14 protein-coding genes and 3 pseudogenes are annotated in these 17,638 nt (G+C 41.7%); 7 read left to right on the top strand and 10 right to left on the bottom strand.

The annotated features are described in order from the left end of the window. Positions 1-271 precede the first annotated feature (271 nt). The 4 genes and pseudogenes from RAM70_RS16065 to RAM70_RS16080 all read right to left on the bottom strand — a co-directional run bounded on the left by RAM70_RS16065 (position 272) and on the right by RAM70_RS16080 (position 2,729). Positions 272-1,486, bottom strand: coding sequence for an RNA-guided endonuclease InsQ/TnpB family protein (locus tag RAM70_RS16065; protein WP_312674617.1), 1,215 nt, complete (start codon positions 1,484-1,486; stop codon positions 272-274). Positions 1,487-1,639: 153 nt separating this feature from the next. Further along, a complete protein-coding gene (locus RAM70_RS16070; RefSeq protein ID WP_312674618.1) occupies positions 1,640-2,023 on the bottom strand; it encodes a hypothetical protein in 384 nt (127 codons plus the stop codon). A 27-nt stretch (positions 2,024-2,050) separates the two neighbouring features. Then, positions 2,051-2,218 (bottom strand): annotated as a pseudogene (locus RAM70_RS16075) (FG-GAP repeat protein); the annotation flags it as partial. Positions 2,219-2,237: 19 nt separating this feature from the next. Continuing rightward, positions 2,238-2,729 (bottom strand): transposase, encoded by a 492-nt coding sequence (locus RAM70_RS16080; RefSeq protein WP_312672115.1) that lies wholly within the window; start codon positions 2,727-2,729, stop codon positions 2,238-2,240. Positions 2,730-2,744: 15 nt separating this feature from the next. Between RAM70_RS16080 and RAM70_RS16085 the strand changes: the two genes are divergently transcribed. Continuing rightward, entirely contained in the window at positions 2,745-3,761 is a 1,017-nt protein-coding gene (locus tag RAM70_RS16085; RefSeq protein WP_312675755.1) for an IS4 family transposase, read from the top strand. 275 nt (positions 3,762-4,036) lie between these two features. On the opposite strand, the gene RAM70_RS16090 is transcribed toward RAM70_RS16085, so the two are convergent. The 3 genes and pseudogenes from RAM70_RS16090 to RAM70_RS16100 all read right to left on the bottom strand — a co-directional run bounded on the left by RAM70_RS16090 (position 4,037) and on the right by RAM70_RS16100 (position 5,408). Beyond that, positions 4,037-4,396, bottom strand: coding sequence for an IS630 transposase-related protein (locus RAM70_RS16090; RefSeq protein ID WP_312672113.1), 360 nt, complete (start codon positions 4,394-4,396; stop codon positions 4,037-4,039). A gap of 29 nt (positions 4,397-4,425) precedes the next feature. Next, positions 4,426-4,853: pseudogene (locus tag RAM70_RS16095) on the bottom strand (FG-GAP repeat protein). A gap of 24 nt (positions 4,854-4,877) precedes the next feature. Continuing rightward, positions 4,878-5,408, bottom strand: coding sequence for an FG-GAP repeat protein (locus RAM70_RS16100; RefSeq protein WP_238567754.1), 531 nt, complete (start codon positions 5,406-5,408; stop codon positions 4,878-4,880). Positions 5,409-5,477: 69 nt separating this feature from the next. Here RAM70_RS16100 and RAM70_RS16105 point away from each other — a divergent pair, with 69 nt between their 5' ends. Then, a complete protein-coding gene (locus RAM70_RS16105) occupies positions 5,478-5,675 on the top strand; it encodes a hypothetical protein (RefSeq protein WP_193745595.1) in 198 nt (65 codons plus the stop codon). 339 nt (positions 5,676-6,014) lie between these two features. Then, entirely contained in the window at positions 6,015-8,777 is a 2,763-nt protein-coding gene (locus RAM70_RS16110) for an integrin alpha (protein WP_312674619.1), read from the top strand. A gap of 145 nt (positions 8,778-8,922) precedes the next feature. Here RAM70_RS16110 and RAM70_RS16115 read toward each other — a convergent pair whose 3' ends face one another. Continuing rightward, positions 8,923-10,047, bottom strand: coding sequence for an IS4 family transposase (locus tag RAM70_RS16115; RefSeq protein WP_238567755.1), 1,125 nt, complete (start codon positions 10,045-10,047; stop codon positions 8,923-8,925). 320 nt (positions 10,048-10,367) lie between these two features. Here RAM70_RS16115 and RAM70_RS16120 point away from each other — a divergent pair, with 320 nt between their 5' ends. After that, on the top strand, positions 10,368-11,111 hold the full coding sequence (locus RAM70_RS16120; protein ID WP_312674622.1) for a glycosyltransferase: 744 nt from the start codon (positions 10,368-10,370) through the stop codon (positions 11,109-11,111). On the opposite strand, the gene RAM70_RS16125 is transcribed toward RAM70_RS16120, so the two are convergent. Then, entirely contained in the window at positions 11,088-12,155 is a 1,068-nt protein-coding gene (locus RAM70_RS16125) for an IS4 family transposase (protein ID WP_045356388.1), read from the bottom strand. The genes RAM70_RS16120 and RAM70_RS16125 overlap by 24 nt on opposite strands. Positions 12,156-12,674: 519 nt before the next feature. On the opposite strand from RAM70_RS16125, the gene RAM70_RS16130 reads away from it, so the two are divergent. The 3 genes from RAM70_RS16130 (at position 12,675) to RAM70_RS16140 (ending at position 16,972) form a co-directional block, all read left to right on the top strand. Next, complete coding sequence (locus RAM70_RS16130) at positions 12,675-13,919, top strand: serine hydrolase domain-containing protein (protein WP_052426684.1); 1,245 nt, start codon at positions 12,675-12,677, stop codon at positions 13,917-13,919. Positions 13,920-14,016: 97 nt separating this feature from the next. Next, positions 14,017-16,131, top strand: a complete 2,115-nt coding sequence (locus tag RAM70_RS16135; RefSeq protein ID WP_045357564.1) for a PPC domain-containing protein — start codon at positions 14,017-14,019, stop codon at positions 16,129-16,131. A 91-nt stretch (positions 16,132-16,222) separates the two neighbouring features. Next, positions 16,223-16,972, top strand: coding sequence for a hypothetical protein (locus RAM70_RS16140; RefSeq protein ID WP_045357567.1), 750 nt, complete (start codon positions 16,223-16,225; stop codon positions 16,970-16,972). 54 nt (positions 16,973-17,026) lie between these two features. Here the strand turns inward: RAM70_RS16140 and RAM70_RS16145 are convergent. Beyond that, positions 17,027-17,638 (bottom strand): annotated as a pseudogene (locus RAM70_RS16145) (transposase); the annotation flags it as partial.

Below are 17,638 nucleotides of genomic sequence, written 5' to 3' on the forward strand. Positions count from 1 at the left end.
CGTCAATAGCGTTAAGATCTGGACTTTGCCCATACAAAGTTTTTGATGATTTTCTGCCCCCAAACAAGCTATAATGGTCGAAAGGTCGAATTTGAAAAATTTGACTTCAAACCCTATCTGCGTAAGGATTTCAGGAGTTTGTACCCAGTAATACTTTAGTATTGTATTGCTTTAAACCAGGCTCTGTATTGTTGGCTCCGTCCTTGACATCCTCACCGCCGTAAACGGACGGTGATTCCCAAACCTCACGATTTAGGCTTCGGCCGTGAGCTCAGGCTTCGACGGTGAGCTCAGCCGAACCGCCGAACGGTTTCTGCTTCTTTCCCGAAGGATTTTTCGCACCTGCCTTAACAGATTTACTCTGTTCTGGTCTTATAGTCGCTCCACAGACTGACACCGCAAGCCCTGCGGCCAAAATATTTTTACTGGCGTTAATATCTCGGTCATGGTGAGTCCCACAGTCTGGACAGTCCCACTCTCGAACATTTAACGGCATTTTCTCAGCAATATACCCGCAATTACTACACCTTTTAGAGCTAGGAAACCATCTATCTATTTCGATGTAGTTTCTCCCATACCAACGGCATTTATAGGCTAATTGTCGGGTGATTTCTCCCCAGCTTACATCAGATATTGCCTGAGATAATTTCGGGTTTTTGACCATATTCTTAACGGCTAAATTCTCAACCACAATCGTTTGGTTTTCACGAACTAATTGAGTGGTTAGCTTATGTAAATGGTCTTTTCTGCTATCGGTGATTTGAGCGTGAATTCTGGCTACTTTGATTCTTGCTTTTTCCCGATTTTTTGACCCTTTCTGTTTTCTAGAAAGATTTTTCGATGCTCTTCGCAGTCTCCGATAATGCTTTTTAAAATGCTTAGGATTAGATACTTTATCGCCATTGCTAGTAATCACGAGGCTACTAATTCCTAAGTCAATTCCGATGGCTTTATCTGTTACTGGTAAAGGCTTAATCGTTGGGTCATCAAATCTAATTGAAATATGCCAACGTCCAGAAGGATGTAATCTGACTGTTACTGTACTTGGTTCACAGCTTTCTGGTATTTGTCTTGACCATCGAATAGGTAAAGGTTCTGTGCATTTAGCTAAATAGATTTGTTTGTCTTTAATTTTAAAAGCAGACTTAGTAAATTCGGCACTTCCTCCCTGATGTTTTTTCTGAAAGTTGGGATACTTAGTACGACCAGCAAAGAAATTAGTGAAAGCTGTTTGTAAATGTCTTAACCCTTGTTGTAAAGGTACACAGCTTACTTCATTGAGAAAGTTTAATTCTTCTTGCTTTTTCCAATCGGTTAGCATTGAAGAAGTTTGAGCGTAGCCTACTCTTTCTTGCTTTTCGTACCAAGCTTGTGTTCGTTCGTGGAGAGCTTTGTTGTAAACTAATCTTACACAGCCCAATGTGCGCCGCAATAGCGACTCTTGTTCGGGTGTGGGGTAAAATCGAAACGAATAGGCTTTTTCCATACCTCACATTTTAGCATATATTCTGTAAATGCGCTAATATTTAACAGTAAAGCCGTCGTAAAACGACGGGGTTTCAGACCCAAATTTTCGATGAGAGTATCCTTTGGCTTAATTCCCGTCAAGCTATCTGGATTTGTCGTTTCTTGGCTCGAATTAACTGGATTGGACAAGAGGGAAGAAAGGGCATAAATAGGTATAGAACCAGAACTCAGAAAGGGCAAAATTAGTCAAGCCAAGGCTACTATCTAGTTGAACTGGCAATTGGACGCTTGCTGCGCCAATCTCTGCCAATTTTAAAGAGTTATCTTCGATAGAAGTATTGCCACTGTCACCAAAGCCGGTAAAAAATTGTTTTGAGAATAGCCTATCAGCAGCCAGTTCAAAATCACTAATCTCATCTCCTTCAATTGAGCGATCGCTGAAAGTCGGCGGAGAAAACTGAGCATCATCAACCCCACCGAATAGGTGGTCATTGCTGGCTCCACCAGTGAGAGTATCCTTTGGCTTAATTCCCGTCAAGCTATCTGGATTGGACAAGAGCGAAGAAAGGGAATAAATATATACAGAGCCAGCATCAGGCACTTGAGGAACTTCGTTATCATCTTGAAAAGCAGTAACGGCTAGGGTATCGCCATCAATTACTATCCGCTTGCCAAAAACATCACCCGCTTTTCCATCGATAGCGGTAAGTTTGTAAACTTGCGTCCAAACCCCATTGATTTTCTGAAAAATATGGCATAGAACGAGTTAGTTAGGACAGATGCCTGAAGGCTTTACTCACAGCATCCACAAGGTTTTCACTATCATTGATAATCTGACTAACATAGTTTTTCAATCTAGCCCAGAACTTTTCAATTTTGTTGATATCTGGAGAATAGGCGGGTAAAAATAGCACTTCACATCCCGCTTTAGCTAACAATTTTTTGATTCTCTCTTTGGGATGAAAACTGGCGTTATCAATGATGATAATTTGACCGGGTAGTAGTTCGGGTAATAGCAATTGTTCTATCCACTCACACACCAACTCTGTATTACAGTACCCCTCAAACACCATTGGCGCGATCGTGGAACCACGCCACCAACCGCTGATCACACTAACTCTTTCGCTACAGTGACCTAACTTTAAAGCCTCAAATCTTTCTGATTTGTGACAATATCCATAAGGGCAGAAGTGTTGAACGTTGAGAAAAGTCAGAAAAAAAATGCTATTATAGATAGAATCTAGACAACTTATTCCCCTCACAATAGGGAGTTTGCCCTGATGACGAATTTTTCAAAACTCATAAAAGAGCTTCTCAAACCACTGCCTAAAAATGACTACCCCGCTTTAGATACTTTTACATTTTTGTCCTGTTGGATTGGTTTTGCTTTAGATAAAAGCATCGTCAGTATGAGGGACTTATGCAGTAGAATGGTACTTCAAGGAATTAATGTAAATTTATCCACATTTTCTAAGGCAAGCAAAATTAGAGAAACAAGTCCATTTGAGAAAGTCATTGTCGAATTAAATAAGCGTTTAGTTGCCAAAAAAGGAATAGAGAATGCGCGAGCTTTATTTCCTATTGACTCAACAATAATTAGCTTAACCAGTAAATTACTATGGTCCCAGGGATGGCATCAAGTAAAACTATTCTCTGGTCTTAATAGTATCACAACAGAGGTGGTCGGAATACTCATCCATTTTGGTCAAGGTCATGACTCAAAAGAAGGAGGAAAAACGATAGAAGCAATTCCTGTAAATGGAGTTGGAGCAATGGATAGAGGATTTGCGTCTAATCAAAGAATCACCGAATTATTAGAGAGTAGTGACAAGCATTTTGTCTTGAGAGTGAAAAATAATATTAGCCTAGAGATGCTCGAAAATGGCAAGTGTAAACTCGGAAAAGATAAAAGACAAATAGAAGTAAGAGTAGTCGCTTTTTGCGACCTAGAAAGTCAAACAGAATTTCGGCTGGCGACAGATTTACCTCTAGAAGGAGAAGGAGCAGTTAGTAATGAAGAAGTTGCCGAAATTTACATCCAAAGATGGCAAATAGAACTGCTGTGGAAATTTTTAAAAATGCATCTAAAGTTGGATAATCTAATCACTAAAAACGAGAACGGAATCCGCCTACATATCTATAGTTGCATTATCGCTTATCTGATTCTACAGCTAATAGATATTGAAGAAGGATTTGGGAAAAGCTTATTAGACAAACTGCGCTATTTACAGAGTTTCATGTGTCAACATATTAGCTATGTACACTGGTTCCGGAGGATTGTCTATTCAATTTAAAATTTGATGTTATAGGGGTATTATGCTTGTCAATGTAAAGTTTTATTACAGGATTCAACGTTTCTGCCATAAGGGTAATCGATGGTGTTAAGTAGTCGTGCAAAATTAATTTCCTAGTGAAGATAGGCAAGAGGCAAGAGTGCCTCTTGCAAGAGGTGTTTAGATATGTGTAATTAATTTTGCTTAGGTACTTATCTATTCCAGCTTCATCAATATAGACAAATCTTTCCGGGGCATAACCTCTGATTTTTTGGAGAAACTCTTTTCGGGCTTCTTCATCTCTTTCTCTGTAGCCATAAGTTTTTTTTTCTAGTAAATCCAATTCTTTTGAGGGCTTGACCAATTCTCATCCTACTGACTGGGTTAGCCCATTTTTGGGCCATTTTTTCTTGGGTCAAATGCCCATATTGTTCGGCCAACTTTTGAAAGGCTTCTAAATCGTCAATTTGGGGCTTCGGCCCTCGACGATAGTTAGTTTTAGCGGCCACCGTCCCAGTTTGTTTCTTCCGTTTCAGCCAGATGTCTAATGTATTACGACTAATATTGAGGGTGCGACAGACATGGCTTTTTTTCTCCCCTCGCTCTACGGCACTCACTGCTTTCTGTCTTAAATCATCACTATAGGGTGCTGCCATGAAAGCTTCTCCTCATTTCTTTTTCTCTATTATGTCCTAACTATCCCGCTCTTTGCTATATAAACCGAACCCGAATCTACCCCTCGATCATCATCGTGGCGAGGACTGACTGCGATCGTGTTACCACTAATAGAACAGACGTACCAAATTCTTCCCCGACTTGTCCATCGTTAGCAGTCAGTTTGGCTGTTTCTTGCCATTTTCCGTTTACTTTCTCAAAAACGTAGGCTGCGCCTTTGGTTTCGTCACTTTCAGATGCTCCGACAACAATGGTGTTACCCTCAATAGCCGCCGGTGTTCCAAACTCATCTCCATTTTTTCCATCGCTGGCACTCAATTTCGCTGTTTCTGTCCAAATGCCATTAAGGTTTTCATAAATATAAACCGAGCCAGAGTTTGGTTGCTGTCCATTGCTTTTGACTGCTCCGATGACAGCCTGATTACCATCGATATCGATATATCTACCAAAAAGAGCCCCCGGTCAGGGATCGCTGGCATAAATTTTGCCAGTTTCTGTCCAACCGCCATTGACTTGACCGTAAATATAAACACAACCTGAATCCAAGCCTTTGTGGTCTGTGCCGGGCCCCCCGATCAGGAGCGTACCACTATCAGTCGAATCAAAAGAAGTGCCGAAGCGATCCCCTTGTTTTCCATCACTCGACCTAAGTTTGGCTGTCTGCATCCACCCGCTCCTACCCTGATTGAAGATATACACAGAACCAGGACCTCTGTTCCAAGAGCCGACAAAAGCTGTGTTGCTATTAAGCCTGATGGTGTCACCGAAGAGGTCGCCTGCTCTGCCATCTTTTGGCTTGAGTTTCGCTTTCTCTGTCCATACACCATTAGTGTTATTAAATATGTAAGCTGAACCAGAGTCCAAGCCATTGTCATCATCTTGAGCGGCTCCGACTAGGAGAGTATTGCCATCGAGGGAGACATTTTGTCCAAAGCAATCATAGGCTTGTCCGTCGCTGGCCGTGATTTTAACTGCGGATGGAGATGAAGACAAAGGCAGCATTGATGTATTCTCCTGCATTTCTCAATAGTCTGAATTGTACTATACGCAAACTAACTAAGTATGAATATACTAGCTATGTCTAAAAGTCTTAGAGATACTGAGTTAAATCAATACAATACTGATGATCTAGTGGATCAAGCTTCTGAAACCGTTAGGCAGATATGGTTTGAAGCAAAAAGTTTTAAATTTGACCCTCCGACCATTATTATAGTTTGTTTCCGGGCAGAAAACCATCAAAAAAAATTAAGCGAACGGTGAGTTAAAATTTTTAAGTTTAAGCTTGATTTCTTCAAAGCTGCGGAACTATAATATGATGGTTGCGCGACATCATTAGATCTCTCGCAAAAATCAAAAATCTGACCTTAGGTAAAGAGTAAGGAGCCAGTAGTCTCCGAGTCAGGAGAATTAAGAATGAGCATTAATCAATTAAATGCTTTATTTAGGGAGTTTGTGCGATTTTATGCCTATTTTTCTCATTTTTGAACTTTCAGAAATTAATTATGGCAAGAACTCTATTGGCGGTATTCAGAGTAATGAGGTAAAGCGATTTTCCCCTCTGCTCTCTGTTCCCTTAAACTCGTAAGTTGTGTCTTTCTTATGGCTAATAAATCTTTTAATTTGTCCGAGCTTAACGGCGCCAACGGCTTCGTAATTAACGGTATTGATGCGGGTGACTTCTCAGGCCGTCAAGTCAGCAATGCCGGGGATGTTAACGGGGATGGCATCGACGACCTGATTATCGGTGCTCCCTATGCCGACCCCAACGGCAAGAGTAAGGCGGGGGAAAGCTACGTGCTCTTTGGCAGCAACAGTGGTTTTAGTGCCAGCATCGACCTCTCTACCCTCAATGGTTCCAACGGCTTCCTCATCAATGGCATTGAGGCCAATAACCGATTGGGCTTCTCCGTCAGTGGTGCTGGGGATGTCAACGGCGACGGCATCGACGACCTGATTGTTGGGACAAGCCTTGCCGGGGCAAACCGTACCGACCCCAACGGCGACAGTGAAGCAGCCCCGGGACAAAGCTACGTGGTCTTCGGTAGCAGCAGCGGCTTTAGTGCCAGCCTCGACCTCGCTACTCTCAATGGTTCCAATGGCTTCACCATCAATGGCATTGACACTGGTGACAATTTAGGAGTCTTCGTTAGCAATGCTGGGGATGTAAACGGGGACGGCATTGACGACCTGATTGTTGGGGCCAGCCTTGCTGACCCCAACGGACAGACTGATGCGGGGGAGATTTACGTGATCTTTGGTAATAGCAGCGGCTTTAGCGCCAGCCTTGATCCCTCTACACTCAACGGTTTCAATGGCTTCACTATCAATGGCATTCAGGCGGGTGACTACTCAGGATACTCTGTCGGCAGTGCCGGGGATATCAACGGCGATGGCATCGACGACCTAATTATTGGCGCTCCCTGTGCCGACCCCAACGGCAAGAGTAAGGCGGGGGAAAGCTATGTGATCTTCGGCAGCAGTAGCGGTTTTAGTGCCAGCATCGACCTCTCTACCCTCAATGGGAGCAACGGCTTCGTGATTAACGGCATCAATCAAGGCGACTACTCAGGACGCTCCGTTAGCGCTGCTGGGGACATTAATGGAGATGGCATCGACGACCTGATTATCGGGGCTCCCCAGATTCCCTTTGCCACTAGCATCCCCGCCAGTACAGGGGCAAGCTACGTGGTCTTCGGCAGCAACAGTGGTTTTAGTGCCAGCCTCAACCTCTCTACTCTCAACGGCAGCAACGGTTTTGTGATTGAGGGCATCGCTCCAGGAGACTCATTAGGCCTCTTTGTTAGTAGTGCCGGGGATGTGAACGGGGATGGCATCGACGACCTGATTATTGGTGCCCCCTTTGCCGACCCCAACGGCAACAGTAAGGCGGGACAAAGCTACGTGGTCTTCGGCAGCAGTAACGGCTTTAGTGCCAGCCTCGACCCCTCCACCTTGGATGGTAGCAACGGCTTCGCCATTAACGGTATTGCAGCGGAGGATAACTCAGGTCGCTCCGTCAGCGGTGCCGGAGATGTGAACGGGGATGGCATTGACGACCTGATTATCGGTGCCCGCTATGCTGACCCCAACGGCAAGAGCGAGGGGGGACAAAGCTACGTGGTCTTCGGCAATATCGCCCCCAAACTCGACCTCAACGGTCAGGGAACGGGGATTAATTTTGCGGCGACCTTTACCCCCAAAGGAGGTGCTGTCTCGGTGGTAGATAAAGTCGCCCTCACCGTCGCTGATTTTGCTCTGCCCGGTGGAGTAAAGACCGCCCTCAACCCTAACACCGCCACCCTTAAGGGAGCTACCGTCAAGATCACCAATTTATTAGACGGTACGAACGAATTACTCCGCGCCACCCCTGGCAGTACCGGCATCACAGCTACTTATGATGCTGCCTTGGGGGTGCTAACCCTCACGGGGACAGCAACGCTCGCCCAATACCAACAAGTCCTTCGTACCGTTGTTTACAATAACAAGGCAACCAATCCCAATACCACCGCCCGCACCATTGAGTTTGTCCTCGATGATGGGCAAGCTCACAGCAACACCAGTGCGGTAGCGACAACAACTGTTACTTTCAAACAATCTGCGGCCACTGTCACCTCCCCAACTGTTACTTCCCAAGAAGCCGCGGCCGCTGCCACCACCACCGTCAGCACTGAAACAGCGCAGGATAATTCAGTATTCTCTCTCGCTCAACTGGATGGGATTAATGGGTTCACAATTTCCGGCACTACTGAAGGCGAGAATTTTGGCTTATTGGTATCAGGAGAAGGTGATTTCAACGGCGATGGATTTGATGACTTAGTTATTAGTGCCCCCTATGCCGATCCTCGCCGCAAGACATCCGCAGGAACTGCCTACGTGGTGTTCGGCTCTGGGGAAGGAATTCCAGCTAACCTCAAGGCCTCTGACTTAGATGGCAGCAATGGTTTCGCCATCCCCGGACTGGCGGTACTCAATCGATCGGGGCGATCATCTGCCATTGTCGGTGACATGAATGGCGATGGATTAGACGATCTAATTATTGGTGCGCCCTATGCTAGTACCCAAGGAGACAACGTGGGAGAAGCATATGTCATTTTCGGCAGTAACACACCTTTCCCTGCCACTTTTAACCTAGCTAATCTAAATGGCAGCAATGGTTTTACCCTCTATCCCCAAATCCTGCCGCAGGGACAGGCAGCGGACAATTTTGCGAGTGCTGGCTTCTCCCCAGCAGAAGGCGGATTCGGACGTTCCGTCAATAGTGCCGGGGATATCAATGGCGATGGACGAGAAGAACTAGCTCTCGACTCATTTCCCGAAACAATTCTACCGGATGGTAGATCTGACTCGAGGGAGTATAAATGACTTCTAAGGATTTGCGTTTCATGATCTAAATAAATTGACTGGTTTTAAGGTACATCATACTATGTACATCAGTCAAGCCACGGTTGAATCATAGCGAAATATGGTATCATCTTACTGGTAGTCGGCTGAGAGGGGGACAAGCGAGCTAGAAGGTAGATAGGGCAAGCGATATCGCTCTTTGTCCTTTGATGTAATCCTTCAACCGATAGCGGCTAATTTGCATTAGCTCTTCTATATTTTTTGGGAACATTTGATGTAGCTGGAGCCAATGATAGAGATGTTGACCCACATAAAAACTGCTGTGTCTGCGTTGACCTTTATATCTTTTTTCAGGTCTTGTAACATATTTTTGGATTCCCATATCCTTAATTTTTTTACCTTGTAGTGTGGCACTTGTATAGGCGATAGCTATAACAATTATCAGCTTTGATAGGTATTTCGGTGCTAATTGAGAACCTTCTAAGCTATAGCCTCCCGACTTAAAATCTCGGAACATCTCCTCAATATCAAATCTTTTTTGATAGGCCATTATTGCCGTCTCTAAATCTCCAAAGTTAGTCAGAATATACCAAGGCTCTTTTGTTGGAAAACCCCGATAAGTTTTTTTCCACTTACCCGCTAAGTTAAACTCGCCAAATCCCTTCTCTTTTGTAAGATTAACATCATTTAAAAATAGTTGAGTTCCTGGACTTAAACCTAAGGCTCTCATTTCTTGATAAATTCCTTCTTTTGTCTTGACATTTGTACTTTTTTTTTGTCTTAAGCAAAAGTATAAACTCTGCTTCTGAAGCCACTTTCCAAGACTGACCGAGCAAAATTCTCTATCTCCTAACACCACGATTTTATGACCTGATAGCACGGTCAATGTTTTTTCTAATACTCGCTGCTGTTCTTCGAGATTACTACTTCCTTTTTTATCTAATATCTCCCCATAGATTGGGATGGCTCTCTTGTCATAAATTAGACTCACCATCAAGATATTTATTGCTCCCCAACTTGTCCGGTCTATAGCAATATACGCTAATCCTTTTGTTGTGAATCTCTGCTGCTGTTTTAACATCTCTTTTAGGCAGAGAAACCAGATTTTTTCAATATTCAGAATTTCCAGCTTTAAAAATCTTTTTAGTTTTTTTCTCCGACTCTCAAACAGGATTGGTATTGGTAAGGCTTCAGCTAATATCTCTAACTTAGCTTGCTTTAGTATTTGCCAGGTTCCAACTATCATTAACAACAGTAGATATCTGGCTCGTCCCAGTTCATTTTCTAACACTTTCTGGTATAGTTCACTTATCATTTTCGTTATTTAGGTCATATATGGTAAATATGACTGATCTTTTTTGGGAGTCTGTGTCTGTATTTTATGCTACATAAGCTTTTCAGCTTGCTTGTCCCCCTGTCAGGGTAGTCGGTTGTTCGTCCTTGGCCGCTCGTCGTTTGTAGTAACGACTTGAGTCGTTGCAGTTACTCATCTAAACTGCACAAATTATCGAAAATGTTATCAGATAAACCAATGAGTAGTTCCAGCTTGCCGATTGTAATTTATTTCCCATTTAAAATCCACCTTAGATAAATTAAAACATTTGCCAATCAATGAAGACAAAATTTCGAGTTTCCGCCATCGTTTCCACTTATAATTCTGAACAATTTATCAGAGGATGTTTGCAGGATCTAATTGCACAGACACTTTATCAAAAAGGTGAGCTACAAATTATTGTAATTGATAGCGCTTCCCCCCAGGATGAAAAGTCAATTGTCCAGCAGTTTCAGGCAGATTATCCTAATATTGTTTACCAGCGTACTGCGACAAGAGAAACTATTTATACAGCCTGGAATCGGGGAATCAAAATGGCGCAGGGAAGCTATATCACCAATGCTAATACAGATGATAGGCGGCGTTCTGATGCCTTAGAAGTTATGGCAAACTACTTAGACGAGCATCCAAAAATCTGCCTTGTTTATGCTGATCAACTACTCACAAATGTCGCCAATGAAACCTTTGACAATACGCAAGCAGAACAGCGCTTCAATTGGCCGCCTTATTCCTATTCAGAACTGAAGCAGCGATGTTGTGTTGGTTCCCAGCCAATGTGGCGAAAGTCACTCCATAAACCCTATGGTGATTTTCGGTCTGATTTCCATTGTGCTGGGGATTATGAATTTTGGTTGCGTCTTGGTAGTCACGGGGAAAAAATGGCCTTAATTCCCCAGATTCTCGGACTGTATTACTTAAATCCACAAGGGATAGAGTATGGTGTCCCTGGAAGAGCTTCTGAAGAAAGTAAGTTAGTCCGAAAGCTATATATAACAAATCTAAGTACAGGACAAAAAATGTAAGGACTGGAGAAAAAGAGAAAAGTTAGGTAATGAAGGATTGAGAATAAGATGACGAAGGTGGTCTAAACCTAGCCGAAAGAGGCTTTTTGCTCGGCGACCATGTTTCTTGATAGGAATTGGATTAAGATGATGTATCTCCAATCCTGTCTTGAGAGACCAGACCAAAGCTAAAGTCAGTAAGGCTAAAAGCTTACGCAGACGTTTTGGGTCAGTAAAGTGAGTAGATTCTAGACAAAACCCACGGGTCTTAAAGATGCCAAAAAGAGTTTCAATACCCCAACGTTGGGCATAATCCTGAATCAGACCCAGACAATCGGGCTGTCCAATGACGATGAGCAAAGAATTATCGGGTAAGCGAAGAGCCTCTACAGAAACGGGATAACCCCAAATTAGACAACTCCCCTGCAGACGTTGAGATTCACCAATGGCAAGATGGGCAAAAATAACCTTGGCGGCCAACCGCTTGCCATTGTACTCAATCTTGTCTGTCGCCCGAATTCTTAAACAGAAAGCCAGCATCGGTTCAAGCAAAAGATACCTCAGCCACGCCAGCCCAATAAACTCACGGTCTCCACACAAGCAACGAATCTCCGCAGAAGGAAAAATCTTCAGCATCTCCTCAATAAAACGCATCCGTTCATCGCTGTTTGAGTTGCCTTTTTTCTTCTTGAGCATCCACCAGAGAATGGGAATAGCTACCCCTTCATGGACAATGCCGACTGTGAGGATGTTGTAGTGATGACTACCAAATGACCAATTGGTGCGGTCAATACTCAATACCCAGGGTTGAGGGATATTGAGCCACTGGACTACAATGCGAGCTATTTCAGGGTAATCTATCTCGAAGTCCCCAAAAAAGCGTTGTAATCGTTTGTAATGGGACTCTACCAATACCCGACCTTCAAAACCTAGGGCTAATTCCTTGAGGTTGACGGTTTTTACTTTCAACAGAGCCAGTAAGAATAGAGCGAGGAAAGAGAGTCTTGCTCCGTGCCATCGCAAATGAGGTTTGAGAGCTTGTTTCAACGCATTATACTGGTTCATAGGGGTTTCGAGATTAGTGCTATTTCTCATAAAACCCCACTCCCGCCTACTTTTCAAGCTTTTTGTCCTGTACTTAGATAACAAATCAACCCCCAAAAAGCAGTTTCAAATCGCTATTAGTTCCTTTAAGCAGTTTAATTATTGGCATTATTTTATTGATTTTCTCGATCTTATTTAAAACTCGAGAGCCTTGGTTAAGAGTCGGAGGAATCTTGTTATCAATTGCTCTAATTTTAGGAATTTTCGGTTATTTAAAGTGGATAAATGCCAAGGAACTTCGCCTGACAAGAGTTGTTTTGGTTGTTGCAGGATTGGCTTTTTTAGTTCTTCCGTACTTTTCGATTTTCTAAGCTAAGACTGAGTAGGGACGAGTCGGGGAGACTTCTCCCACAAAACCAATGCTACTAGCTGCTTGACAACCATCCTGAAAGGTACTGAACGGTTACTTGACGTTTTTGAGTAATGTGGAGTACAATTGAAATGCCGCAAAACCAAGGAGACTAAAAGGAGACTAAATTGATGCTGCCTTTATTTTCATTTCCGTCGGCAGTTAAAATCACCGCTAACGACGGACAAGCATATAGTGCTTTTCTGTCTCGCTTCACAAGACGGCAACACACTCTTGCTAAGAAAGTTAAGGAAGACAGCCGTTTCGATGATACCATCAGGCTCAATAGCAGCACAGATGTGGCAAGCTCTGAAAATAGAGGTTATGGTTCTATAAAAAAGAACACATTAATCAGCATATTGTTTAGTCTTCTATTCTATCACTGTTTAGAATTGGCATTGCTTCAACCAGTATATGCTGGCTGTCAGGAAGCAAGAGAATACAGTCGAAAATATCAAGGCACTTCTTTGCTCGTGATGTATGATGGGAAAATTGTCTGTGAAGCCTACGATAATGGCGGCGCAGCCAACCAGCCTGTTGAATTAGCGAGCGGAACGAAAAGTTTTACAGGCATTATTGCCGCATCCGCTGTTCAAGATGGCTTGCTTCAATTCGATGAGAAAGTAGCTCGGACTATTAAAGAATGGCAAGGTAATCGGATCAAAGAAAAGGTAACTATCAGACAATTGCTCAACCTAACGAGCGGCATTCAGACTCCTAAAGCAGCAGGGAACCGCGCCTCTATTAACATTAGTTATCAGCAGTCTATAGCCATGCCTGTATTAGATGAACCAGGTACTAAATTTGCTTACGGACAAGTACCATTCCAAATATTTGGAGCAGTGATGTTGCGAAAACTGAAGGGGGAAGACCCGGTTTCTTACCTCAAGCGTCGAATTTTAAGCCCTATTGGTATTAAAATAGGAGGTTGGAGAAAAGCTGCTGATGGTCATTCATTTATGGCTCATGGGGCGCAACTAACTGCTAGGAATTGGGCGTTGTATGGTGAATTTATCAGACAGATGGGAGTCTGGCGAGGACAGAAATATTTAGAAAGTTCTTTGTTAAAAGAATGCTTTGAGGGAAGTAAGGTCAATCCTGCATATGGATTAAGTTGGTGGTTAAATAGGGATATGCCTGATAGTATGAGAGCAATGATTACCCCTTTAATAAGAGGAACGGATGTTCGTCCTATATCTGGACTCTTTCCACCAGATTTAGTGTTTGCAGCGGGAGTAGGAGCTCAACGTTTGTATATTAGCCGACTTGAAAAATTAGTCGTAGTCCGCCAATCAAAAGGAATTCGAGATTCTTTACTCAATAGAAGAAGATCTGGTTTTTCTGACAGAAAATTTTGGCAAGCTTTAAAATCTTAAGAATCACCTTAGATCCTTCAACTAAGTTATTCTTAGATTTAGTTGAAATTCACTTAATCACTTTACCCACTAGCTTAGTTTGATGAGGTTAAATTTTATGATTAAACCAAGAATTGATCTACTTGATACCACTCCTTTCTCTCAAGTTTTTTCCAATTTGCTGAGTCAGGGAGATGAACTAGATTTTGACAACTTTGATTTACTATCAAATAGTCAATTTCAATTAAAGCTCGGTGAAACGACGGCGGAGGTTAATGTCTTCTTGCTAAATTCTCTAGGTCAGGTAATTAATTTTTCTGTCAACGAGGGGAATGAAGAGGAATCCCTAGCTCAAAGCTTAGATTCAGGAACTTACTCTATCTTGGTTCGACCCAATCGAAATCTATCAATCTCCACTGATTATAATGTAGCCGTTTCTCCTACCTACATCGTCGAGCCAAAAGTTGTTCTTCCTGGGTCAGAATTCGATTTTTTAAGTTCTCAAGCAATTTGGCAAACCAATGGTGTGGTAAAAGACCAAGAAATTCTCCAGGTGGCTTCCATCGAGCCTAAAACTGGTTTTCTGGTTTTAGATAACCCACAAGCTATCAATAATAGTTTATCCTCATCGGGAAAAATTGGAAATAACTCTACATGGGGTTACGGAAACAGTAATATAGATAAATACAGTTCTGATGATACGCCAGAAACTGCAAAAAAAATTGGTTTACTTGATGCCACTCCCTTTTCTCAAAGTTTTTCCGATTCGGTTAGTCAGCAAGATCAACTAGATTTTTACAACTTTGATTTACTATCAAATAGTCAACTTCAATTAAAGCTCAGTGGAATGACCGCTGATGCTAATGTTTTCTTGCTAAATTCTCTAGGTCAGACAATTAATTTTTCTGTCAACAAGGGGAATGAAGACGAATCTCTAACTCAAAGTTTAGATCCAGGAACTTACTATATCTTGGTTCGATCCAATCGAAACCTATCAATTTCCACTAATTATAATCTAACCGTTTCTGCCACCTACATCGTTGATGATGTCCTTGTTTCTAATCCAGAAGTTCCTCTTCCTGACCCAGAATTTGATTCCTTAAGTTCTCAAGCAGTTTGGCAAGCCGGTGGTGGGATAAACGACAATGGAATTCTCCAGTTGGCTCCTATCGATCCTGAAACTGGTTTTCTGCTTTTAGATAACATAAAAGCTCTGGATAATGGTTTACCCTCATTAGGAAAAACTGAAAATGGCCCTGAATGGGCCTACGGAAACAGCTTGAAAATCGTATATAATAAGACGGTTAATGGCAAGATTGTTTTTAACAAGGCTGAATGGACCGGGACAACCTGGAAGAAAGGATCGATCATTGATTCACAGGGAAATCCCCTTGAAGGAATTAGTCCTCTAACTCATCTGGATAAAAATTTTGGCTTGTTAAGTTATCTGAAAGATATTAAAGTAGGAAACACAACCGTAAGATTGTCAGCTTGGGCAGATTTAGACAATCAGGGTATAGGCGGTATCTTACCCGGAGAACGCAGAAGGTGGGTGGAAGGTGAACGCTCCATTTTGCTAACTCAAGAAGTTGCTGGTTATGAACAACTTTTTAAGTTCAATATTGACACTAATAGCTTGGAACAACTGACCTTTGATGCGACCGACAAAGTTGGGGATGCTTTCATGTTTCGAGCGCCAGAATTTAACAATGAGTTGATCTTTTTTGTCGCAGAGACAACGATAGATAATAACTTCCGTCCCAACCAACATTCAGTTTATCGTAAAGTAAATGGACAGTGGACCAAAATACAGACGATTGTCAGTCCTGTACCTGAATTGCCTATCATTACAGGACATGAACCTTTTACTATCAATGGCCACTCCTACATTGCATTTAATATCAGCAAAGGTGGACCTAAGGGAGAGCGGGTACTAGATGGTAGTCAACAGGTGTGGTTCTCAGGTGTAGGTCCAAACGAAGAAGACGGACTCGTGAAATTACGTCGAGTTAGTAGCGATAATGGAACGATAAACTCAAACAAAATTCCCGATCCTGAAGCTTATGTAACTCAGGCTCAAGATAAGGCGTTTATTTATTATTCCACCACTGAAGTAGTGGGTGGTGTTTCAACCATTCATCGAGCTGATACAGGACTGGGAACCAACTCAGTATTAGGCTCTGAAATACAACCAAATATACCTGTTGTTGATAATTTTAATTTGATCGGATGAAAATGAAATAGATGAAATATTTTAAATTGTTTGTTTCAGACTAAAATTAAATTAATGGCATCAACTATCTATTACCAAAGAGGAATCTATAATGTCTAACTATCCTACAAGAAAAAAACCTTCCCTAAAGACTAAAGAGTTAGTAAGTGTTTACCTAATTTCTGGATTAATTTTTGTTTATGTACTTTTCACCTTTGAGGTTGCTGGTCAAGTTGCTCAACAACCTAATCTTGCTTCTCAACTAAATATTGCTATTATGATTTTGATGTCTTTGGTAATAGCTATTGTAGTTGGATACCTAGTTTATCGGCTTAAATCAATGATTCACGACCAGTATTCTCAAGGTATAAAGTGGCTGCAATTCGAGTTAACCAAAGCTACAGAAGATGAAAATAGAGATATAAATGTCGATTTAAATCTACCAAAAGAGTTAATACATTTGGCATTTAGTTGGGTTGACATCAAGAAAGTTTTTGCCGAAGAACGTAAACAATTTCTAGAAAATATTAACGATCTACAACAGGAAAAGAAATTATTACAAGAACAAATTAGCAAACTAGAAACTGCCCTCCAGAAGTCAGTTGATACTCCAATTTCTACAATTACAGAAAATGAATCAAATGATAATGATTACTCCGAAGATCAAGTTAGCGAATTTATCGCTAAAATGCAACAGGATTTTGAATCTGAAACTCATTCTGTGGTTTGTTTAACTTCAAGTACACCTGAAGAGATTAATCGTTACAAAGAACAATTAGAATATCGAGTTTCTTGGTTACAGGTATTACTTCAAGAAGCTGAAAAAGAGCTTAAATTGCTTCATATATTATTTACTAATTAATTCAGTAATTAATTAGGGTTTGCTGAAAAAGTAAAAAACAAAAACTCTCAAAAATCAGCCCGAATTTAAGATAAGTTTTTCTGTTGAGAAATCAGCTTTTTTATCATCTTTTCTAATCAAAGAGGGATGAATAAAGCTAAATTTAGATGTATAAAGAAATAGGGACAAAAAAAGACAGTTAACCTGTCTAAGCAGGTTAGAAAGATTGATGACTAAAAAAGTAATGGCAAGGTCAGTTTCTGAAGTTTTATCAAGTTTTGTCATGATACAATCAAGACTATATCTTCTTTTTGCTTGACCAAATTTACCTTCAATTGCATTCCGAATTCCTTCATCCTCAAGAGCTTGTTTTTTAGTTTCTTTACTAATATTTTTAGGTGGTCTTCCTAGAGGAACTCCACTGATTCTAATTCCTCTTTCTTTACACCAAGCTAGATTTTTTCTAGTTCGATAAATTTTATCAACATGAACTGATTCTGGATAATATCCTGTGAATTCTTTATACTCTTCTACTTGCGCTTGTAAGTCCCCAGATTCATTAAAATTATCCCAACTTAAATGGTCTAAAAATACATAACTCTCAAAACAGCTTACTGAGATTTTTGCTCCAAATTCAACTGGTTTTCCTGCTTTTCCTCTAACGATAGGGCGGATGTGTGGTTGGGT

It is taken from the genome of Microcystis wesenbergii NRERC-220 (genome assembly GCF_032027425.1).
Taxonomy (GTDB): domain Bacteria; phylum Cyanobacteriota; class Cyanobacteriia; order Cyanobacteriales; family Microcystaceae; genus Microcystis; species Microcystis wesenbergii_A.

What these genes read in the sequence shown, in the direction of transcription:
- RAM70_RS16120 (WP_312674622.1), top strand. Translation starts at nt 10,368, where the DNA reads ATGAAGACAAAATTTCGAGTTTCCGCCATCGTTTCCACTTATAATTCT.
- RAM70_RS16105 (WP_193745595.1), top strand. Translation starts at nt 5,478, where the DNA reads ATGAATATACTAGCTATGTCTAAAAGTCTTAGAGATACTGAGTTAAAT.
- RAM70_RS16135 (WP_045357564.1), top strand. Translation starts at nt 14,017, where the DNA reads ATGATTAAACCAAGAATTGATCTACTTGATACCACTCCTTTCTCTCAA.
- RAM70_RS16110 (WP_312674619.1), top strand. Translation starts at nt 6,015, where the DNA reads ATGGCTAATAAATCTTTTAATTTGTCCGAGCTTAACGGCGCCAACGGC.
- RAM70_RS16130 (WP_052426684.1), top strand. Translation starts at nt 12,675, where the DNA reads ATGCTGCCTTTATTTTCATTTCCGTCGGCAGTTAAAATCACCGCTAAC.
- RAM70_RS16125 (WP_045356388.1), bottom strand. Translation starts at nt 12,155, where the DNA reads ATGAACCAGTATAATGCGTTGAAACAAGCTCTCAAACCTCATTTGCGA.
- RAM70_RS16090 (WP_312672113.1), bottom strand. Translation starts at nt 4,396, where the DNA reads ATGGCAGCACCCTATAGTGATGATTTAAGACAGAAAGCAGTGAGTGCC.
- RAM70_RS16065 (WP_312674617.1), bottom strand. Translation starts at nt 1,486, where the DNA reads ATGGAAAAAGCCTATTCGTTTCGATTTTACCCCACACCCGAACAAGAG.
- RAM70_RS16140 (WP_045357567.1), top strand. Translation starts at nt 16,223, where the DNA reads ATGTCTAACTATCCTACAAGAAAAAAACCTTCCCTAAAGACTAAAGAG.